The organism is Marinobacter sp. ST-43 (genome assembly GCF_030541085.1).
Taxonomy (GTDB): Bacteria; Pseudomonadota; Gammaproteobacteria; order Pseudomonadales; family Oleiphilaceae; genus Marinobacter; species Marinobacter nauticus.
Genome location: NZ_JASSVO010000022.1, coordinates 19,591 through 41,145, shown reverse-complemented (window position 1 = coordinate 41,145; position 21,555 = coordinate 19,591). Strand labels below are relative to the sequence as shown.

Annotated in this window: 17 protein-coding genes; 6 read left to right on the top strand and 11 right to left on the bottom strand. The window is 59.1% G+C overall.

Annotated features, from left to right (window positions below):
* The first annotated feature begins 119 nt into the window (after nucleotides 1-119).
* The 4 genes from QPL98_RS17400 to QPL98_RS17385 all read left to right on the top strand — a co-directional run bounded on the left by QPL98_RS17400 (nucleotide 120) and on the right by QPL98_RS17385 (nucleotide 6,230).
* Nucleotides 120-2,087 carry an HDOD domain-containing protein gene (locus QPL98_RS17400; RefSeq protein WP_303293679.1) on the top strand — a complete coding sequence of 656 codons (1,968 nt, stop codon included), beginning with the start codon at nucleotides 120-122 and terminating at the stop codon, nucleotides 2,085-2,087.
* 24 nt (nucleotides 2,088-2,111) lie between these two features.
* Entirely contained in the window at nucleotides 2,112-4,289 is a 2,178-nt protein-coding gene (locus QPL98_RS17395) for a bifunctional diguanylate cyclase/phosphodiesterase (protein ID WP_303293678.1), read from the top strand.
* 235 nt (nucleotides 4,290-4,524) lie between these two features.
* Nucleotides 4,525-5,178, top strand: coding sequence for a class I SAM-dependent methyltransferase (locus QPL98_RS17390; RefSeq protein WP_011785691.1), 654 nt, complete (start codon nucleotides 4,525-4,527; stop codon nucleotides 5,176-5,178).
* 44 nt (nucleotides 5,179-5,222) lie between these two features.
* Nucleotides 5,223-6,230: a DUF2156 domain-containing protein gene (locus tag QPL98_RS17385; RefSeq protein WP_014420787.1), complete on the top strand. Its 1,008-nt coding sequence runs from the start codon at nucleotides 5,223-5,225 to the stop codon at nucleotides 6,228-6,230.
* On the opposite strand, the gene murI is transcribed toward QPL98_RS17385, so the two are convergent.
* Both murI and nudC read right to left on the bottom strand, forming a co-directional pair.
* Nucleotides 6,208-7,053, bottom strand: a complete 846-nt coding sequence (murI, locus tag QPL98_RS17380; RefSeq protein ID WP_303293677.1) for a glutamate racemase — start codon at nucleotides 7,051-7,053, stop codon at nucleotides 6,208-6,210. The genes QPL98_RS17385 and murI overlap by 23 nt on opposite strands.
* Nucleotides 7,046-7,882: an NAD(+) diphosphatase gene (gene nudC / locus QPL98_RS17375; protein WP_303293676.1), complete on the bottom strand. Its 837-nt coding sequence runs from the start codon at nucleotides 7,880-7,882 to the stop codon at nucleotides 7,046-7,048. Before nudC ends, murI begins: the two co-directional genes overlap by 8 nt.
* A gap of 140 nt (nucleotides 7,883-8,022) precedes the next feature.
* Between nudC and plsB the strand changes: the two genes are divergently transcribed.
* Entirely contained in the window at nucleotides 8,023-10,494 is a 2,472-nt protein-coding gene (gene plsB, locus QPL98_RS17370; RefSeq protein WP_014420784.1) for a glycerol-3-phosphate 1-O-acyltransferase PlsB, read from the top strand.
* A gap of 18 nt (nucleotides 10,495-10,512) precedes the next feature.
* Here plsB and QPL98_RS17365 read toward each other — a convergent pair whose 3' ends face one another.
* From QPL98_RS17365 to ppc, 6 genes are all read right to left on the bottom strand, one after another.
* On the bottom strand, nucleotides 10,513-11,349 hold the full coding sequence (locus tag QPL98_RS17365; RefSeq protein ID WP_273030340.1) for a class I SAM-dependent methyltransferase: 837 nt from the start codon (nucleotides 11,347-11,349) through the stop codon (nucleotides 10,513-10,515).
* Entirely contained in the window at nucleotides 11,349-11,738 is a 390-nt protein-coding gene (locus QPL98_RS17360) for a UDP pyrophosphate phosphatase (RefSeq protein WP_273030342.1), read from the bottom strand. The genes QPL98_RS17365 and QPL98_RS17360 overlap by 1 nt, the downstream gene beginning before the upstream one ends.
* 87 nt (nucleotides 11,739-11,825) lie before the next feature.
* Nucleotides 11,826-12,527, bottom strand: coding sequence for a tRNA (adenosine(37)-N6)-threonylcarbamoyltransferase complex dimerization subunit type 1 TsaB (gene tsaB, locus QPL98_RS17355; protein ID WP_286895009.1), 702 nt, complete (start codon nucleotides 12,525-12,527; stop codon nucleotides 11,826-11,828).
* Nucleotides 12,528-12,560: 33 nt separating this feature from the next.
* Nucleotides 12,561-13,214, bottom strand: coding sequence for an adenylate kinase (gene adk / locus QPL98_RS17350; RefSeq protein ID WP_023010883.1), 654 nt, complete (start codon nucleotides 13,212-13,214; stop codon nucleotides 12,561-12,563).
* Between the two features lie 226 nt (nucleotides 13,215-13,440).
* Nucleotides 13,441-14,811, bottom strand: a complete 1,371-nt coding sequence (locus QPL98_RS17345; RefSeq protein WP_303293675.1) for an HDOD domain-containing protein — start codon at nucleotides 14,809-14,811, stop codon at nucleotides 13,441-13,443.
* Nucleotides 14,812-14,872: 61 nt separating this feature from the next.
* Nucleotides 14,873-17,518: a phosphoenolpyruvate carboxylase gene (gene ppc / locus QPL98_RS17340; RefSeq protein ID WP_153741221.1), complete on the bottom strand. Its 2,646-nt coding sequence runs from the start codon at nucleotides 17,516-17,518 to the stop codon at nucleotides 14,873-14,875.
* Nucleotides 17,519-17,620: 102 nt separating this feature from the next.
* On the opposite strand from ppc, the gene QPL98_RS17335 reads away from it, so the two are divergent.
* Nucleotides 17,621-17,857, top strand: coding sequence for a hypothetical protein (locus QPL98_RS17335; protein WP_199453796.1), 237 nt, complete (start codon nucleotides 17,621-17,623; stop codon nucleotides 17,855-17,857).
* A gap of 71 nt (nucleotides 17,858-17,928) precedes the next feature.
* Here the strand turns inward: QPL98_RS17335 and QPL98_RS17330 are convergent, their stop codons facing one another.
* The 3 genes from QPL98_RS17330 to relA all read right to left on the bottom strand — a co-directional run bounded on the left by QPL98_RS17330 (nucleotide 17,929) and on the right by relA (nucleotide 21,495).
* On the bottom strand, nucleotides 17,929-18,273 hold the full coding sequence (locus QPL98_RS17330) for a hypothetical protein (RefSeq protein ID WP_011785703.1): 345 nt from the start codon (nucleotides 18,271-18,273) through the stop codon (nucleotides 17,929-17,931).
* Between the two features lie 148 nt (nucleotides 18,274-18,421).
* On the bottom strand, nucleotides 18,422-19,261 hold the full coding sequence (mazG, locus tag QPL98_RS17325) for a nucleoside triphosphate pyrophosphohydrolase (RefSeq protein WP_121208441.1): 840 nt from the start codon (nucleotides 19,259-19,261) through the stop codon (nucleotides 18,422-18,424).
* A complete protein-coding gene (gene relA / locus QPL98_RS17320; RefSeq protein WP_022990902.1) occupies nucleotides 19,258-21,495 on the bottom strand; it encodes a GTP diphosphokinase in 2,238 nt (745 codons plus the stop codon). Before relA ends, mazG begins: the two co-directional genes overlap by 4 nt.
* Between the last annotated feature and the right edge of the window lie 60 nt (nucleotides 21,496-21,555).

Sequence of the window (21,555 nt, the reverse complement as noted above, 5' to 3'; positions counted from 1 at the left end):
TATTGTCTAAGCTCAGGGACCAACAAGAAGAATGAACACCCTGTCATATTATTTCAATACAGAACAGGGAAGCTTGCGCACGGCCATCAGCGGACCGCGCAGGACTATAGGGGCGTGCCATGACTACAGCGACGGATATTGCGTCAGATCTACAGCTGCCGAGCCTTCCGGAGGTTATCCTGCGCGCTCTGGACGCCTGCCATTCCGGTCAAAGCTATCGCGAAATCAGCCGTATCGTTTCTGCCGACACCGCCCTCGTTACCCGGTTACTCGCCCTCACCAGCTCCGCGCTATACCAACGGGGAGCTCCCAGCCATTCTGTTGAACAGGCCCTGTTGAGACTGGGGACCCGAAAATTCCAGACGCTGCTACTGACGTCCGCGCTGCGACAGCTGATGTTTGAACTTGGAGGCGACGAGTGGCAACAACTGAGGGACTTCTGGCGGCACTCCCTGACCACCGCACTGACGGCCAAGACGCTGGCTACGCTGACCCGCTACCCGGAACCGGAAGAAGCCTTTCTTCTGGGGATGATGCATAACATTGGCGAGCTCATTGCGATCAAAACACCTTGCCCCGAACGCAAGCAACAGATACTGAACCAGCAGAACGACATCGCCGCCGGGCTTGTGTCCTCCTGGGGGCTGGGCACAATGGCTGTCGATGCCATGCGCTATCAACAGGCCCTGCCAGGACAACTGAGGGATGCCGGGCACCTGGTCAAGGTGGTCAGTCTCTCTACCCGGCTCGCTCTGTCTGATGCCGTAGGCGTAGGGGCAGCGGCCACCATCTTCGGATTGCAGGAAGATCTGACCCGTGAGATCAACAAGAAGATCGGCGAAGAGGTTGCCAGCGTGGCCGCATCCCTCGGTATCCCTCTGGATACTGACTACGATGCCCGCGAGGCCAGACGTCAGTTGAATCAACGGCTGCTGGAGCACACCATGGTGCGGACAGCGCTGGCATTGCCATCATCTGGCCCGGAAAACATCGCGACACTGGTGTCGGAAGCAGCCAGCAGCCTGACGCTTATCACCGGCCTGCCCGTGCTCTGCTTCAGCCGGGAGGGTGAGGATCTTACGCTGCGTTCAGGCACCTGCCGGCAACTGCCGGAGTTGTCCATTAACCCGGCCTCCGGCGACAGTGCGCTGACCACTGCCCTCAGAACCGACTCCACCACAACCATGGATCAAGCCGAACCCACCGTGCTTGATCAACAGCTGTGCTCCCTGCTCGGCGCCCCCTCACTACTGGCACTCCCCGTTGCCACCGGTGCCAGTGTCTTCGTGATTGGTATCGACGACCAGACACTGGTGGGCGCACGTAACCTCGGAGAATTGTTCACCCGGCAACTCTCGGCGGTTCTTGAGCAGTCATCGGCCGACAGCCTTGGCTCGGAACAGCAAATGGTGAACGACCGCCTGCGCCGACAGGTGCACGAGGTCAGCAACCCGCTCACGATTATCCGCCAGTACCTGTTCCAGCTGCGCAGCCGGCTCCAGGACTCAACCGTTCAGGATGAGCTGAACATCATCCAGGAAGAGCTTGACCGTGCCGGCAACCTGTTGTTGCAGATCAGCCAGCACACCGCCGAAGCAACAGGTTCCGACACCGATCTGAACGAGGAACTGACCGGCCTGGGCAGAATCCTCCAGGACAGTCTGTTCCACGATGACAGCCGGGAGCTTCGCCTGAATCTCTGCAACGCAGACGCCCGAGTGCAGGCGGCGCCGTCTGCGGTCCGCCAGATTGTCCTGAACCTGGTCCGAAACGCATCAGAGGGCTTTGATGACCGGTCCGGAACGGTCACTCTGAGCACCACGGCACCCCTGTTCCAGAACCGGCGTCGCTGGGTTGAATTGCAGGTAGCCGATAACGGCCCCGGCATTCCGGAAGCACTGCAGCGCCGGTTGTTTGAACCGGTTAACAGCACCAAGGGAGATGGCCATAGCGGCCTGGGGCTGAGCATTGTCAAACAACTGATTGATGACATGGAGGGCATCATTGCTTGCCACACCGGCCAGGAGGGTACGGCCTTCCGGATACTGCTGCCGGCGGCAAGTCATAACGATAACGACACCGACTGACGACGAAACCACGGACACCCAGCCATGGCAAGCGAACAGACCACAGCGCCCTCCAGCCTTTCACGACGTCCCAGCATCCTGGTGGCGGACGACGAGCCTCGCCTGCTTAAAACCCTGGCTGACCTGCTACGGAGCCGTGGTTTTGAGGTGTCAGAAGCCCACGGTGGCCGGCAGGCCTGTGAACAGCTTCACCGGCAAGCCTTTGACCTGGCGCTGCTGGATCTGAACATGCCAGAGCTGGACGGTTTCCAGGTAATGGCGGAAACCGGCCGGCTGCAGCCGGATTGCGGTGTCATTGTGGTCAGCGGAGAGTCGTCTTTCAGCACCGTCAGTCGGGCTCTGCGCCGGGGCGCACTGGATTACATCCGTAAACCCTTTGACCCGGAAGAATTGCTGGCAACTGTGGAAGGTGTTCTGGGCAAGCAGTCGCTTATTCGTGCCCATGAGATGGTTCAGTCCCGGCTGGAGAAATCCGAGGCTCTGCACCGCTATATCGTCAACAGCTCGCCGGACATCGTGTTCATGCTCGATGAAACCGGGCATATCTGCTTCATCAACAACAAGGTCGAAAGCCTGCTCGGCTATCAGCCCTCAGAGCTCTGCGGGCAGCATTTCCGCCATATACTGGATGACCGGGACGTGGCCCGTGGCACCTATGCCCTGCAGGGCCCCAATATCTCTGCCGATAATCCTCGGGTGCTGGAGGTCCGCCTGAAAACCCGGGGCAGCCGCAAGGCCACCCGGCATTTCGAGATCACCGCCTTCCCGGTAGACCCGCAAACCTGGCCCCAGACCGGCAAGACACAGGGCGGCTGCACCGGCCAGCCAGCGCGGTATTATGGCATTGCCCGCGATGTGACCGAACGCAAGGAGGCCGAGGCCTTCATCAATTTCCAGGCCTACCACGACCTGCTGACCCGGCTGCCCAACCGGGCTCTGTTCAAAGACCGGCTGGAACTGGCCATCACCCACGCGCGACGCAGCCAGCAGAAACTTGCAGTGATGTTTCTGGACCTGGACCGCTTCAAGGTGGTTAACGACACGCTCGGACACGCCATGGGAGATCGCCTGTTGCAGGCGGTCACGCATCGACTGGAAAAGTGCCTGCGCCGCGGAGACACCTTGTCCCGATTCGGGGGCGATGAATTCACCCTGTTATTGCCGAGCATTCACGGCCATGACGACGCAAGGAACATCGCCCGTAAACTGATCCACGCTCTGAAAGCGCCGTTCCAACTGGGGGACCACGAGGTCTTTGTGGGGGTCAGCATCGGGATTTCAGTGTTCCCGGAAGCCGGCGAGACCATGGATCTGCTGATACAGAACGCCGATATTGCCATGTACCACGTGAAAGCGCGAGGCAAGGATGGCTATCGCTTCTATTCCGACAGCATGAGCATCAACACCGCCAACCGGCTGAGCCTGGAACGGGATCTTCGCCTGGCACTGGAACGCAACGAGCTCCGGGTGTTTTACCAGCCACAGGTATGCTCCCGTTCCAACCGGGTGGTGGGCCTGGAGGCCCTGGTGCGCTGGCAGCACCCGGAACGGGGACTGCTCTACCCCGGGGATTTCCTGCCCCTGGCAGAAGAAACCCGGCTGGTTGGCAAACTCAGTGAGCAGGTTATCGATCAGGCCTGCCGCGACGTGGGCCGCTGGATCAGTAGCGGGCATTCCGACCTGCGCCTGGCGGTGAACCTCTCCCCCAGCCAGGTGGAGCACCCCAGATTCGTCGAAACCCTGATGAACCGGGTGGCCGCCCACAACTTCCCGGCCGATAACCTGGAAATCGAAATCACAGAAAATGTGATCATGAATGATCTTGAACAGATCAGCCGCAAGCTCAAGGAGCTGGCCGCCACCGGCGTGCGCATCGCCATCGACGATTTCGGTACCGGCTATTCCTCGCTCAATTACCTGCATCGTCTACCGATTCACACTCTGAAAGTGGACCAGTCCTTTGTTAAAGCCATACGCAGTGGGGAAGACGGAGCCTGCATCGTCAACGCCATTATCGCCATGGCTCACGGCCTGAAACTTGAGATTGTGGCCGAAGGTGTGGAAACGGACGACCAACTTGCTTACCTGAAAAGCCTCGGCTGTCACCAGGTTCAGGGCTTCTTCTACGGCCCCGCCCGACCCGCCGCCGACATTACACGGTTGTTGGCCAAAGATGGGCTGGCCTTCGCATACACCGGCTAAAACGATTATCGATTGTCTGACACTCTGAACCAAAACATTGACCCGGTTTGCAAAGTGTATCCTTACGTTACTTTGTGTATCCGGAAATGCGCAGTACTGCACATCTTTCAACCTACCCCTTCTCTAAGCTCGGTTTATCAGTAACCGATCACCGGAATGTCCGACAGGCTGTCGGAGCAACAATCACAATAACGGTGGCGGACAACCAGGGAACAAGAAGAAGGCAGCAGTCATCATGCGCGACAAGTACAAGTATATTGGCCCCGTCTACGATTTTCTCAGCAATCTCTACAGCGGCAAGAACATCCATCGCTGCAAGACCGCCATGCTGGATGTGGAAACGGTAAAACCCGGAGACCGCATTCTCTTTGCCGGCGTCGGCCACGGCCGGGACGCTATCCGAGCCGCAGAGCTGGGAGCGGAGGTAACGGTGGTCGATCTGTCCGAGACCATGCTGCGCAAATTCGCCGATGCCCAGCATAAAGAAGCGCCTCATCTGACCATACGCCGTATCCACAGCGACATCATGAAGGTGGATGAGTTCGAGCAATACGACATGGTAGTCGCCAACTTTTTCCTGAACGTGTTTGACGAAGACATGATGGTCAAAGTGCTCGAGCACCTGATTCGCCTGGGCAAGGCCGATGCCAGAGTGGTTGTCGGCGACTTCTGCTACCCGACGGGCAACATCCTGTCCCGCATGTTCAAGAAACTCTACTGGTACATGGCGGTGTTCATTTTCTGGCTGTTTGCCAACAACGCCTTCCACAAGATCTACAACTACCCCGAGCACATGCAGCGCCTGGGCCTGCAGGTAACCGAGAAGAAGCACTTCAAGCTTCTGAACATGGACTGCTACTGGTCCATCCTCGGCCGAAAACAGGCCTGAACCCCTGACACCAAAAACAACAACAGGTTATCGGGAGCGTCATCATGTCAGACCAGATTCTTGCACTGGACCGTACCCAGGGACTCACCGACGGACAGTTTACGTTTTCAGAGCGGGTGAACTACCTCAAGCAGTTCGGCGTGCACTCACAGTCCTTCTCGACTCTGCAGCCGGGGATGCAGTACTTCGATGTTGAAGGGATGGGCTACGTGGCCTACATGCGTAAATGGGGCGGCACCTTTGTGCTGTCAGACCCGGTTTGCGCACCCGAGAACTTCCCGGTGATTCTGGAGCGCTTCCACCAGAAGTTCCCGAATGCCTGCTACATCCAGGTCTCCAAACCGGTGGTGGATTTCCTGCATCTACGCTTCGGGCTCTACGGCACCCAGTTTGGCAGCGAATCCCGCATCGACCTGCGCAAATGGTCCCTCAGCGGCAAGAAAAAGCAGATTCTGAGAACCGCCCTGAACCAGGCCGAAAAGAACGGGATCACGGTGAAAGAGCGTTTCAGTGATGACCACACGCGGGAAATCTCGGAAGCCTGGATTCGCACCCGAAAATGCAAGAGCAACGAAATCCGTTTCCTGATTCGCCCGATGGAAATGGATTATCGGGAAAACGAACGCCATTTCTACGCCTATCAGGATGGCAAAGCCGTCGGCTTTATCTACTTCGACCCGATCTATCGCAACAACGAAATTATCAGTTATGTGCCCAACATCTCCCGCGCCAACGCGGATTTCCGTCAGGGTATCTTCTATACCCTGATGGCCCACGCCATGGATGTGTTCAAGGCCGAGGGTGTGCCATTTCTGGACCTGGGCCTGATACCTCTGTCCCTCGACAAGGCCACGGAACACCAGGAAAGCCGGCTGCTCAAGAAGATGCTCCACGGAATCTATGAGAAAGGAAACTTCCTGTATAACTTCAAGGGGCTGGAGTTCACAAAATCACGCTTCCGCGGCGATGGCTTCAAAACCTACTGCTGCCACAAGCGGGCGATCCCGGCGCTGGAATTCCTCGCCATGTTCAAACTGACCCGGTTGCTGTAACGCCGGGCCAGTGACCGGCCACCATCACCACCGGGATGCCCATTTCCGACATGAACGGGCCCAGGTCTTCCGGCGCATCACCAGAAAAGCAGGCACTGGTCACCACAGCCCCGGACTGGTTCGGCGGTGTCTGCGCACAGGCCAGGTCACCGGCCTGTTCAAACCACCAGGCCACGCGGCGGGCTATCGCCTCGCCGGACTCCACCCAGTGCATCACCTCCGGCAACGCCGTGCGTAACCAGGGCAACAATAGCGGGTAATGAGTGCAGCCCAGAACCACCGTGTCGACACCGGCTTCGCGCAGCGGCACCATGGCGTCATCCACCTCCACCTGATCCGGCGCAGAGCCGCCAACCAGCTCCTCAGCCCAGCGCACCAGGGCCGGATGACCAATGCGGAATACCTCACAATCCCGGGCATACTTCTGAATCAGATCATCCAGATAGGCGCGTTTGACCGTCGCCGGTGTCGCCAACAGGCCAATGCGGCGATTGACGGAACAGGCTGCCGCCGGTTTGACCGCCGGCACCACCCCGACCACCGGCACAGCAATAGTGGCCCTGAGCTCGGGCAAGACAACGGTACTGGCGGTATTACAGGCCACCACCACCACATCGCACGGAAACTCAGCCAGACATTGCCGTATAAGCGTGCAACAGCGCTCGATCACCACCTGTTCGGGCTTGTCGCCATAGGGAAAGCCGGCATTATCTGCCAGGTAAACCAGCTCCGCACCGGGCAACGTCTGGTGGATACAGGCGGCGACACTCAGGCCACCGACCCCGGAATCAAACACCAGCACCCTCGGGCGACGGTCAATCATGGTGGTTACCACCATTGCCGGCAGTAATCTCTGCTTTCAGGGCGTTGATTAATCGCCCTGCTATGGTGGTTTCCGGCGGAACCGGAGGATGTTCATCCACCGTAAACCAGCCAGCATCCGCCAGTTCGTCTTCCTGCAACCGCAATTCACCACTCTCGTAGTCGGCAAAGAAGCCCAGCATCAACTGGTGAGGAAATGGCCAGGGCTGCGACCCCTGATAGCGAATGTTGGTCACCGCCAAGCCGGTTTCCTCCATCACCTCCCGGGCCACCGCCTGCTCCAGATTCTCGCCCGGCTCCACAAAACCAGCGATCAGACTGTAGAAGTTGCGGGTGACCCGCGCGGATTTTGCCAGCAGGAAGCGGTCGTCCCGGCGAATAACGGTAATGATGCAAGGGGCAATACGCGGGTACCAGGGGATGCCACACCGGTTGCACCAGCGCGCCCGTTCGCGGGGATGGGCTCCGGTTTTCTCTCCACAGCGGCCGCAGTAACGATGGTCCTGCCACCACTGCCAGACCTGATAACCGGTACTGAGCAGATCCACCGGCGCCCCGGGCGTAAGCAGCATAGCCTCACGCAGGGACAGCGTCTGCATGCCCGGCACACCGGTGTCCGGCAGCATGGTGACATACAGAGGGCGCCCCTCCCAGGCGCCCAGGGACAGCGCCTCCGGCCGGCTTCCACCCATTTCCGGGCCACCCCAGCGAAGGAACCAGCCATCCGCCGGCTTCAGAATACTGTTGCCCGTGAACGCCAGCAGCAGATCACCCTGCTCCGGCGAGGCCTCATTCCACCCGGGTACCCACTGTACCTTGTCGTCTGCCATGCCCTGCCTTTCCTGCTGCCTGTATACCAGTCCCGAAATGTACCACATCACATTCATCACCAAGAATTGGTGCACGACTTTCCGCTACCGCCCCAACCCGTTAAACTTGGCGCCTGTTTCCAGGACCGGAGTAACCGTTTATGCGACTTTATCAGGGCATTCGCAGCCTGATCCTGTCTCTTTTCCGAAAGATCCTGTTTTTATGGGTCAGGACTGATGTCAGTGGCAATACCCTGGAAGCCCTCGGGCTGGACCCGGACAAACCCGTCTGTTACGTGCTCCAGTACAGCTCACTTTCGAGCCGGCTGGTGCTGGAGCAGGAAGTCATCCGGGCCCGGTTACCGGGCGCCACAGATACCTTGCCGGTCAAGAACGGGCCCTCGCATTCGTTTTTCTTCCTTTACAAACGCATTGGCGGCCTGTTTCGGGGCGGCCGGCACAAGCCGGTGCCTACCCGGGAATTTACTGATCTGGTCCACTTCGGGCTGGAACATCCGGATCAGGACGTCCAGATTGTGCCCGTCTCGCTGTTCTGGGGTCGCTCACCCGACAAGGAAAAGTCCCTGGTCAAGCTGCTGCTCTCGGACACCTGGTCGGTGGCGGGCCGCCTGCAGAAATTTCTGATTATTCTGGTGCATGGCCGCAACACCTACGTGCAGTTCAACCAACCGCTGTCACTCAGGCAGGTGGTGGACGAGTATCGCGACAACGAACAGAAGGCCAACCGCAAGCTGGCGCGAATTCTGCGAACCCACTTCCGTCGTGTACGCCAGGCGGTGCTGGGGCCGGATTTGTCGCATCGACGCACCCTGGTGGAGGGGCTGGTACGTACCCAGGCGGTCAAGGAAGCCATCCGTGAGACTGCAGCGAAGGACGACATCCCGCCGGAGAAGGTCCGCGCCAAGGCATACAAATACGCAGACGAAATCGCCGCCAGCATGTCGATTGTGACTATTCGCTTCCTGGAGCTGGTATTGGCCTGGCTCTGGAACCGGATCTACAACGGCATTGCCATTCACAACATTGGGGTAGCCAAGGAAGCGGCACAGGACAACGCTGTGGTCTACGTACCCTGCCACCGCTCCCACATCGATTACCTGCTGCTGTCCTATGTGCTCTACAAAAACGGCCTGATGCCGCCCCACATTGCGGCAGGCATTAACCTGAACATGCCCATCGTGGGACCAATCCTGCGACGTGGTGGCGCGTTTTTCATGCGCCGCAGCTTCAAGGACAACCCGCTTTACGCCACGGTGTTCAACGAGTACATGCATGTGATGTTCACCCGGGGCTACTCGGTGGAGTATTTCGTCGAGGGTGGCCGCTCCCGGACCGGCCGCATGCTGCCTCCGCGCCCGGGCATGCTGTCAATGACCGTGCGAAGCTTCCTGCGGGATCACCGCAAGCCCATCGTTTTTGTACCGGTGTACATCGGCTACGAGAAAGTCATGGAAGGGCGCTCCTACCTCGGCGAGCTGCGCGGGAAAAAGAAACAGAAAGAAAGCATTTTCGGTCTCGCCAAGACCGCTCGCAAACTGACCAACTCGTTTGGCCGCGTTGCCGTCAACTTCGGTGATCCGATCCACCTGGACAAGGTACTGGACGACGTTCACGAAAGCTGGCGCCACGAAGCCTATGACACCGAGTATCGTCCCCCCTGGCTGAACCAGGCCGTTGATAATCTGTCCCAGCGTGTGGCCAGCAACATCAACGCCTCGGTGGCCGTGAACCCGATTGGCATGACGGCCACCGTTCTGCTGGGCACTGAGCGGCTGGCGATGGATGAGGGCCAGCTGATCCGCCTGCTGGACAAGTATGCTGACCTGCTCCGCGCCTATCCCTATGCCGAAACCATTACCCTGCCCGAAGGCAGCGGCCGGGACTGGATTGCCTATTGCGAGAACATGGGGCTGATTACCCGTCAGCCCCAGAAACTGGGCGACATTATTGCCCTGGAGGGCTCGAACGCCATCCTGATGACTTACTATCGGAACAACATCCAGCATCTGTTTGCTCTGCCAGCCCTCATTGCCAGCCTGTTCGAGAACAAGGCCAGCCTGAGCCGGGAAAAGATCGTTTTCCTCACCAGCGTCGCCTATCCCTACCTGCAGTCAGAGCTGTTCCTGCAGTATGACCAGGAAAAGGTAGACGCGGTGATCAATCAGTGGATTGACGTGCTGGTGGACCAGGGCTTGCTGATCAGGCTTGAGGATGAGCGTCTGGGACGGCCTGAGGAAGGTACCGAAGCGATGCTGCGGTCGCGGATTCTGTCCCGCTTCATCATCCAGACCCTGGAACGCTATCACATCACCCTGGGCATACTCAGGAAATATGGCTCCGGCAACCTGACGGCGGCAGAGCTGGAAGAACAGAGCACATTGCTGGCGGAACGGATGTCGATTCTGTTCGGCCTGAACGCACCGGAGTTCTTTGACAAGACCCTGTTCCGGAACTTCATCGCCAATATGCAGAAAAACGGCGTTCTCACAACCGATGAAGACGGCCGGCTGTGCTATGGCGAGGGTCTGGATGAAGTGGCTGAAGACGCCCGTCTGGTTCTGAGCGTGGAGAAACGCCAGGCGATCCAGCAGGTCACCATGCTCGACGCCTGACAGATCGCTGCGGCACTGTCAGGCCGGCAGCGCCCGGATCGGATAGATGTCGTAGCGACTGCTTTTACCCTCAACCCGTGCAGCCGGCTCCGGTCCGGCGATCGCGGGTGCCTTGCGGGGGCGTTTGACCACCACCCGATAGCGGGCACAGCCGAGCGCGGCCTCCAGTAGCTGGCTGGCGTCGTCATCATCACCCACCACCTGCCGGAACACCTGCATTTCCTTCTTGACCAGCGCAGACTTGTCCCGATGCGGAAACATCGGGTCCAGATAGACCACATCGACGGCTTCGGGTCCTGCCTGGTTCATCCAGTCCAGTGAGTTGCCAGAGTGCAGCGTCATTCGCGCCACAATCGGTGCACAAGCCTCATTCAGGCTAGCCCGGTACAGGCCATCGGCCAACAGGGCATGAATGATCGGGTTACGCTCGAACAGTGTCATCTGGCACCCCAGGGAGGCCAGTACAAAGGCGTCCTGGCCGAGGCCGGCGGTGGCATCAAGCACCTGCAACGGAGCGCGGGTTTTCTGCATACCCACGGCGCGCGCCACCAACTGGCCAGCGCCACCACCGTGCTCGCGCCGGTAGCCCATCTTGCCACTGACAAATTCCGCCCTGACTGGCCCGGGCGCACCTTTACCGGTTTGTTGTAACGCCAGCCCATGCTCGTCCATGAACAATAGAAGACCGTAGTCCCGAACCTGTTTGGGGGCGACCACGCCCAGCCAGTCAAGCCCCAGCTCGGTGGCCAGCGTACGGGCTACGCCCGGTTCAGCCACGGGGCTATGAGCAACGGCCAGGATGTGACGGAGAGACGAGGAATCCGGAAGCTCGGTGTGAGAGGAAGGCGACGGCATCAGACCAGAATATCAATTCCGCTCAGCACGCTGCCGCTCTCAAACTCCTGTCCGGCAGCGGCAACGCCGGCAAAAGCCGACAGCGCGCGGGCGGCAGGAAGCGGCAATTCATCTGCGCGGAAACGTTCAAGCCGGGCATCTTCCGCCGCGCGCCGGGCTTCGACACGCCGGCTGTCCAGTTCCGGGCCGGTACCACCGGGCTGTGCCGGATTACCGGGGGCGGTATCCCGATCCTGACGGGCGGTATTGAGCTGGTTGCGAACATCACCCGTGGCAAGTGCCTGGGGGTCCGCCGCCGGGGTGCGGAATACATCCGTGCGTTCCCGGGCCGGGGAGTTATTACCCGCCTGGTACAACGAAGGATTTGAGGGATTGATGCCGCCAATCATAACGCACCACCGGGGTGAGGATTCAGAGTCGTCATCGCATTATGGAGGATCTGGTGCAGAATGCAAAGACGGCGGTTGGAGCGGGGTTCACTCCCGACCGGGCAACTTCTTCCAGGCCACTTCGTCCCGGATATACACCGGTTGTGCCTGCTCTGCTGGCACCGCCTGCCCGTTCGACATTCCCTGTTCGGCCAGCTTCGCCACCTGAGCCGCTGCCGGCAACAACGTATCGTCAATGGCTGCGAGGCGTTCAACGAGTTCACCGGGCATCTGCTCTTTCAGGGTCCAGCCCTGACCGGCGCCGTACCAGTTGCCACCGGCATCCGGTGGCAGAGTCACCGCGTCAGGCGGGCAGACCCGCTCCTCGCTCAGCAACACTGGAAGCCCCGCCTCACAGCGGAACACGCCCCAGTAAACCTCCCCCATGCGGGCGTCAAAGGCCACCGCAATGCAATCACCCTCCTGCAGGGCGTGCGTTTCGATCGCCGCGAGCGCCACCGCCGCCAGGGACGACACTGGAACCACGGGGATATCCAGCCCCCAGGCCAATCCCTGGACTACACCGGTTGCAATCCGCAGCCCGGTGAAAGAGCCTGGGCCCCGGGCGAACGCCAGCGCATCGAGATCGGTTGGGGACAGGCCCTGCTCCGCGCACAATTCGCGAACCATGGGCATTAACAGGCGAGTGTGGCCCCGCGGAGCCACCTCGAATCGCTCGGTCACCCGGCCATCCAGCCAGAGTGCCGCGGAACAGCCCTCGGATGAGGTATCCAGTGCCAGAAGTTTCACAGAATCACGCCTCCTGGGCTGAGCCGGTTTCGATCACTTCAGTTGGGACAGAATCTGATCGCGAATGCTGTCGAGGCTGCCAACGCCTTCAACGCGCACATACTTGGGCGCATCGGCCGGGGCTTTCTCTGCCCAGCTCTGGTAGAAGCCCACCAGCGGCGCTGTCTGCTCATGATAGATTTTGAGGCGCTTGCGAACGGTCTCTTCCTTGTCGTCTTCACGCTGGATCAGCGCTTCGCCGGTCTCATCGTCTTTGCCTTCTACCTTGGGCGGATCGTATTTAACGTGGTAGATGCGGCCACTGCCCTCGTGTACACGACGGCCAGACAGGCGGCTGACGATTTCTTCGTCTTCAACCGAGATTTCGACTACGTAGTCGATGGCGATACCCTGGTCTTTCAGGGCCTCAGCCTGTGGAATGGTGCGCGGGAAGCCATCCAGCAGGAAGCCGTTCTTGCAATCTGGCTGCTGGATACGCTCTTCAATCAGGGCAATGATGATGTCATCAGACACCAGGCCACCAGACGCCATAACCTCTTTAACCTGCAGGCCCAGCTCGGATTCGGCTTTGACCGCAGCGCGGAGCATATCACCCGTGGAGATCTGGGGGATCTCGAAACGCTCGGTAATAAACTGGGCCTGGGTGCCCTTACCTGCGCCTGGCGCGCCTAACATAATGATTCGCATAACGTTGTGCTCCCATTGCTTTATATTATCGTTTGAAAAGTTATGGCAAAGACCTCTGCCTTTGCGACAACCTCTCGACGGCTCCGGACCGTGTATCCGGCGCACACGCACAAAAACGAGGCAGCATTATACGAACTCACACCCGGCAGAGAAAGTCGACCTCCGTATCATTGTCCGAAAGCCTGGCTGTCAGCAGCCTCAACGGCCGGTGCAGGGCTGGGAATAATCAGGAAGCGAGGGAAGACGCCAACACGTCCAGATCGGAAGCCACCTGGTCCATGTCGCTCTGAACCCGTTCCAGCACATCCGCCCGGAGCCCAAGGCTTTCAACCAGTGCCGGCAGGTCGTCAGGATTGAGTTCGTCACCGATACCACGCTCCTTGAGCATGGCATTGGCCAGCTGCACCATCTGGACATATTCCTCGTGCTCGCCATGGTATCCGATGTGCTGGTGCATGCCGGCCGCTTTGATTACGGCTTCCGGCAACTGCCACAGCCGGTGCAGAATACCGCCAATGGCACCATGACCAACAGCCAGAATATCCTGGCGCTCACTGTGGCCAAACACTTCCTGCTCGAGCGAGTGCATGCTTGCCTCCGGGTTGATTTCCCGCAGAGCATTAAGCTCTTCAAACTCCGATGGAAACAGATGCCCCACCAGTAGCAAGCCGAAGTTGTGCAGCAATCCGCACAGATAGGCGAGCCCCTTGTCGCGGCCGGAATAGGCGGCGAGGTTCTGGCACAGGAACGCGCAATAAAGCGAGTGGCGCCAGAAATTGTCCATGCCGAGCATGCCTCCGCGGGGCACATCAAACGCTCGCACCGAGGCAATACCCAAGGCAATGTGGGCAACCCGGTCAAAGCCGAGGACCCGGGTGACCGCTTCCTGTACAGAGTTTATCTGGCCGGGGTAGTTGAACAGCGCTGATCGGGCATAGCGCATGATCTGCGCGGTCATACTGGGGTCAAATTCAATCAACTCGGCCAGCTCTTTGGCCGTCGCTTCTGTGTTGGCGGTCAGCCGCAGGATTCGCAATGCCAGAGCCGGCATTGGCGGCAGCCGATAAAGCTTTTGCAGTTTGTCTGCCACGTCTTCCAGAGTCAGGGCTTCGCGATCTTCCACGCCCTGACCACGAATAACCAGATGCCCCTGCCGGGCGCCAGCCTGAGCCAGGCGGAAGGCCCGGCCGTCCATTTCAACCAGGCTGTGGTCCGTGCCGCCGGAGAAGATCACACTTTCGGCTGTCACTACATCTTCATCCACCAGAACCGGCAGCTCCCAGGCGGCTCCGATCGGAGGTACGAATCCGGCGTCACAGTCTCCGAACAACCGGGAAGTCTGGCGCGCCGTCAGCGGCTGCATGCGCCGACCGGTGAACTGGTGCACGGCATCCATATCAAGCGTGCTGTCAAAACGGTGTACCACCATAACCACCCCATTGATATCGATCAGCAGGGTCGCCTTGATAAAGTCATGCTGGGGTTTACCCGAAGCAAGCACCGCCGCGTCCAGATTGGCAACGGGCTCCGTTTCCAGTGGCTGGTAGGTAATGCCCTTGCGGGCCAGAAAACGCGAAAGCCTCTCCGACAATGCCAACGGGGGTAACTCCTTAAAGCAAATGGGCCGGGGCTGTCCGGCCCCGGCCTTATTATGCACCTTAACCGGTATTTCGCATACCGGCAGAAATTCCGGCCATGGTCACCTTCAGCGCCCTCTCGACCATTTCCGGCACCTTTCCTGCCCCCTCGCTTTCCCGGTCACGCCTGAGCAATTCTGCCTGCAAATAGTGCAGCGGATCAGTGTAGGGATTCCGAACTTTCATTGAATGGGCAAACACCGGCTCCTGCTCCAGCAGAGTCTGTTGCTGTTTGAGCTCCAGCAGACGCTCAATGCAGCCCTGCAAACGCTGCCTCAGGCTCTGGCCAAGCGCCAGCAAGTGCTCGTCCTCAACCAGGGTCTGCTCGTAATAGCTGGCAATACGCAAATCTGCCTTGGCGAGGACCATTTCCAGCATATCCACGTAGGTGCGGAAGAACGGCCAGCCCTGCATCATCTCCCGCAGCTCGGACAGGCGGTCCGCCTGGGCCGCCTCTTCGAGGGCAACATCACTGCCCAGCCAGCTGGGCAGCATCAACCGCATCTGGGTCCAGGCAAAAATCCACGGAATGGCTCTCAGGCTTTCAACGCCCCCTGTGGCCTTGCGCCGGGCCGGCCGGCTGCCAAGGGCAAGTTTACCCAAAGCCGTTTCCGGTGTGACCTGGCGGAAGTAAGGCACAAAATCCGGATTCTCACGGACCACCTCACGGTAGGACCGCAGCGAACGCTCGGTCAGCCAGTCCATCACCTCGCGCCACTCATCCTTTGGCACAGGTGGTGGCGCCAGGGTCGCCTCAATCACCGCGGTGGTGTACAAGGTCAGACTCTGCACCGCCAGCCTCGGCAGACCAAATTTAAAGCGGATCATCTCGCCCTGCTCGGTAATCCGGAAGCTGCCGTTCACCGAGCCCGGCGGCTGGGACAGAATCGCCCGATTCGCCGGACCACCGCCCCGGCCTACGGTGCCGCCGCGGCCATGAAACAGAGTCAGATGCACTCCATACCGATTGGCCACTTCGGTCAGCTTCTCCTGGGCCTGGTACTGGGCCCAGGCCGCCATCAACTGGCCGGCATCCTTCGAGGAGTCTGAATAGCCGATCATCACTTCCTGGCGCCCGCTGCAGTATTCCCGATACCAGTCCACCTCGTACAGGGCCGCCATACTGTCGGGAGCCCCCTTGAGATCATCCAACGTTTCGAACAGCGGCACAACGCGCATGGGGAAAGTCATCCCCGCTTCCCGCAGCAGCAAAATCACGTTTAAAACGTCCGAGGGCTTGCTGGCCATGGAAATCACATAGGAACCCAGGGCTTCCGGTGTCTGGCCAGCGACCACCTCGCAGGTTGCCAGCACCTCGCGCACCGGCTCGGAGGGTTGCCAATTCCGGGGCACCAGGGGGCGCCGCCCCTTCAGTTCCTTGACCAGAAACGCCTGGCGCTCCTGTTCCGACCAGGACAGATAGTCACCCAACCCCAGGTAGTTCACCATCTCTGCCACCGCCTCGGCGTGGCGTGAGGCCTCCTGGCGGATATCCAGTCGGATCAGTGGCAGGCCGAAGGTGTGCGCCCGGCGAATGGTATCCAGCAGCGGACCATTGGCAATGGCTTCCAGCCCGCACTCCATCAGGGAGCGATAGCACAATTCCAACGGCCCGGTGAGATCCTCATTCTCGAACAGAATGCCCGAATCGTCTGCCGGCTCGCCCTTGACGCTGGCTTCGGCCCAGTCCCGGGTCTTGATCAGGCGTTCCCTCAACTGGGCCAGCACCTGGCGATACGGCTCCCGGGAATCTCCCACCTCGGCCCGCAATTCATCGCTTGCCTGCCACATGGAAAGCTCTGCTCTCAGCGCCTGGATATCGCGCAGATAGAGATCTGCGGCCATCCAGCGACCAAGCAGAAACACTTCTCGGGTCACTTCGTGGGTGACATTGGGGTTGCCATCACGGTCTCCCCCCATCCACGAGGCAATTCGGATCGGCGACACCTGCAACGGAAGCCCCTGACCGGTCGCCTCCGACAGCGAGGTGTCCAGGCTACGGAGAAATTTCGGCAGCGCCTGCCAGAGACTGTTCTCGATAACGGCGAAGCCCCACTTGGCCTCGTCCACGGCGGTCGGCCTTTCATGCCGAATCTCGTCGGTATGCCAGGCCTCGGCAATCAACAGCGACAACCGGTCAACAATTTCCTCCCGTTCACCGGGCATCAGGTCGTCATGATCCAGCCTCGACAGGCAATCGGACATTTCATCGTACTTGAGGATCAATGTACGCCGGGCCACTTCGGTGGGGTGCGCGGTGAGCACAAACTCTATGCGTAAATCTGCAACCTTCCGATGCAACTCTTGCGGGTCTATCCCCCCGGACTTCAGCCGATCAAACACGTCCCCCAGGGATTCCACCATCAGATCTGACGGATGCCCCTGCTTGCGACGAATTCCATGGTACTGCTCAGCCAGGTTGGCAAGATTAAGGAACTGGTTAAAGGCTCGGGTCACCGGTAACAGCTCATCATCGCTGAGCTGGCCCAGGAGCTTCACCAGGCGTTGTCCGGAACCGCTTTCCTGGCGCCGGTCAGCCTTGGCGGCGGCGCGGATTTCTTCAATGCGGTCGTAGCAGTCCTGTCCGGGGAATCGGAGTATGCTCTGGCCAAGCAGATCGCCCAGCAAACGTACGTTTTCTCGAAGATCCGGGTGCAGTTCGGTCACGGCAGGTTCCTTCTGAATTGACGGAAACAATCTAAACTTACGATACTAGGGAGCAACGCAGAAAGTCTATTGACGATTCAACCACTTCGCTCAGGAGCTGACATGAAAGTGACCGATCTGCCCCAGCATTGGGAAAAGGAAAAACAGGCCCAGGAGCGCAGCCATGAATACAACCTGCGCCTGCCTCTGGAAGATGCCGCACGGATTGCGGCCCTGGCGGAACTCTACCCGGACCGGAGCGAAAGTGAGATCCTGAACGACATGATTGCCGCCGCTCTGGACGACCTGATCAGCCAGGGCCCGCTGAAAGACCGATTGGCAGAACAGAAGAAGTCGTAATACAAACAACAACGCCGGGCTGAGCCCGGCGTTGTTGTTACAGAATCTATGGCAATGGGTGTTGGCAACCGTCAGGCAACCGACTCCAACTGGCGGGCCTTGAGGCGCTTGATGTGTTTCTGGCTCAGGGCAACGAATTGCGGCGTCAGGCCTTTGTCCTCATAGATTTCAAAGCCATCCTCGTCGTAAGCCACAACCTTCTCACCCTGAACGTAGGGGAAACTGGTTTCCAGCTCGTCGAGAGCGGCGGAGATCAGATCCCGCATCAGATCCTGAGTGGACTTCATCGGATACAGTGCCGCAAGCTTCTGCAAACGGTCATGATGCTGGTCAGCCAAAGACAGATAGGCGGCATCCCGGGTCAGTCTTCCACGGCCGTGTTTATCCCAGTGCTTGACCAGATCTTTGATCTTCATGGTGCCTTCACTCCTGCATCTTGTTTGATGGCACAACGCACTTTTTCAGTGCGACTGTTCCCGGAAGTGTAGACGAAGAATGACAGGCCGGTGACGGAAAATTGGTAACGGATTGTACCTATCGGTGACGGTTTCCAGTTCCGCTTCCCTACTCCTTTTCCACCCCTTTCACGCTCTGCCACACGGCATCCAGCGCTTCCAGGGTTTCTTCATCCAGATTACGACCTTCTTTTTCCAGCACCCGCTCAATGGCACGGAACCGGGCATCAAACTTGTGATTGGTTCGCTTCAGGGCCTGCTCGGGATTTACTTTCAGGAAACGTGCCAGATTTACGCAAACAAACAGCAGGTCACCCAGCTCGTCCTCAACCGCATCCAGATCTCCGGTACCGGCCTCGGCCATTTGCCAGGCTTCCTTCAGCTCATCGATCTCTTCGTGAAGTTTGTCGAACACCGGGCCGATATCCGGCCAGTCGAAGCCATGCCGGGCCGCACGCCGTTGCAGTTTTTCCGCCCGGGCCATGGCCGGCAGGGTGCGGGCAATACCGTCCAGACGGCTGGCCGGAGTATTCGCCACCGGTTTCTCAGCACGCTCCTCGGCCTTGATGCGCTCCCAGCTTTCCTTGATCCAGGCTTCGTCGGGTCGATTATCCGGATCGATACGGCTCTCCAGCGTGCCCCCCGGAAACACGTGGGGATGGCGCCGAACCAGCTTGCGAACCAAATGGTCAACAATACCATCAAACTCAAAGTGTCCGGCTTCTTCTCCCATGCGGGCATAGAAGATGACCTGGAAAAGAAGATCTCCCAGTTCGTCTTTCAGATGTGGGAAATCCTCCTGCTCGATGGCATCAGCGACTTCGTAAGCTTCTTCAATCGTGTGGGGCACGATGCTGGCAAAGGTCTGTTTGGTGTCCCAGGGGCAACCGGTGTCCGGATCCCGGAGCCGGGCCATCAGGTGTTTCAGATCTTCGATGCTGTAACTCATCCGCGTTTCCGCCTTACGTCGATGATGTTCGGCAGGTTCCGAATCTGGGCCAGCAGCCGCGCCAACTGCTCCAGGCTGGAGATTTCCACCGTCACCCGCATAGTGGCCGTGTTTTCGTCTTTGTTGGTCACGGTGTTGAGAGACAACACATCACTGCGGGACGAAGACAGCACCTGGGTGATATCACGCAGCAGACCGGATCGATCGTAGGCCTCGATTTCGATATCCACCGGATAGACCGCCGCGGGCTGCCCGCCCCAGTTCACTTCAATGATGCGGTTCGGTTCAAATTCCCGCAGGTTCAGGAACGTGAGGCAGTCCTGGCGATGCACGGTCACGCCGCGGCCCACGGTGATATAGCCTCCGATCGGGTCGCCGGGCAGCGGCTTGCAGCACTTGGCCACCTGAGTTTTCAGCTTGCCAACACCAAGTATCTGGATATCGGATTCAGTGTCGTAGGGCTTTTTCCGGTTCGGGGTCAGCTTAAGATCCAGCTGTTCGGACCGGGGCTCCAACAGTTGCTGAGCCACATTGGCCACATGAGTAGGCCGCAGGTCTCCCGCCCCGATGGCGGCAAACATATCATCAATGCTGTGGTAGTTGACCTTGGCCGCCAGTTGTTCCAGCTCCACATCAAACAGCGACAGGCGCTTGAACTCATCTTCCAGAATAGCGCGGCCGTCAATGACATTGCGGTCACGGTTCTGCTGTTTGAACCAGTGTGTAACCTTCGCTCGGGCCCTGGACGTCTGAATATAGCCCAGGCTCGGGTTGAGCCAGTCCCTGCTGGGAGCCGGATTATTGGAAGTCAGAATAAATACCTGATCCCCGGTCTTGAGCGGGTAGGTCAGCGGAACGATGCGGCTGTTCACCCTGGCACCTCGGCAGGCATGACCAATTTCGGTATGCACCCGGTAGGCAAAATCCACCGGCGTGGCGCCCTGGGGCAGGTCTACCACATGGCCTTCCGGCGTAAACACATACACCCGGTCTGAGGCCACGTCGGATTTCAGGTGATCCGCCAGTCCGGAAATGTCACCCAGCTCCTCCTGCCATTCCAGAACCTGGCGCAACCAGTTGATCTTGGCGTCGTAGCCGGTGGATTTGTTCCTGGTATCGGTGCCCTTGTACAGCCAGTGGGCACACACACCCAGCTCCGCTTCTTCATGCATGGCATGGGTACGAATCTGCACCTCCATGACCTTGCCTTCCGGGCCGATCACAGCCGTGTGCAGCGACTGGTAACCGTTCTCCTTGGGGTTGGCAATGTAGTCATCAAACTCGTTGGGAATGTGGCGCCACAGGGTGTGAACAATCCCCAGCGCGCCATAGCAATCACGCACTTCCGGCACCAGAATGCGCACGGCACGGACATCGTAAACCTGGGAAAAATCGATTCCCTTACGACGCATCTTCCGCCAGATACTGTAGATGTGCTTGGCCCGCCCGCTGAGCTCGGCCTTGATACCGGAAGCCTTGAGCTCGGTTTGCAGGGTATCAATCACCCGGCGGATGTAGCTTTCACGGTCCAGCCGTTTCTCATCCAGCAACTTGGCGATTTTCTTGTACGCGGAGCCATGCAAGTAGCGGAACGAGAGATCTTCCAGCTCCCATTTGATGTGGCCGATACCGAGCCTGTGCGCCAACGGAGCATAGATGTCGAAGACTTCCCGGGCCACGCGCATGCGTTTTTCTTCCGGCGCATCTTTCACTGCGCGGATAGCGCAGGTGCGCTCTGCCAGTTTGATGAGCGCCACCCGAACGTCATCAATCATGGTGACCAGCATCTTGCGGACATTGTCCAACTGGCCTTCGCTCTGCCCCAGGACATTGCCCTTGAGCGGATGATGGATGGACGAAATCGCAGCCATCTGCTGCACGCCGTTAATCAGCCCCGCCACTTCATCGCCGAATTCCTTGCGAACCTCTTCAAGCGGCACCCGTTCTTCCCGCACCGCCCGATAGAGCACGGCGGCAACCAGGCTGGCCTGATCAAGATGCAGCTCTGCCAAAACCTGCGCCATTTCCAGACCGGTCCGGAAACTGCTGGCACCGGGCGCCCACAAGCGGTCTTCCCGGAACGCCTGAACGGCGATCTGGGCGGCTTTCTCACAAGCCCGCCGAAGCTGATCCGGATCCTCGAGATGAGTCTGTTCAGCGATGTGGTGCACGCAGCGGTCTATATCGACCTCGCCGTCACCGCTGATCGAATAGTCTTCCCGAACTTTTACCATGGCAGAGCTTTACCCGTTTGTTTTTCGGTTATTCTCACGGCCATCCTGGCCGTTCCATTG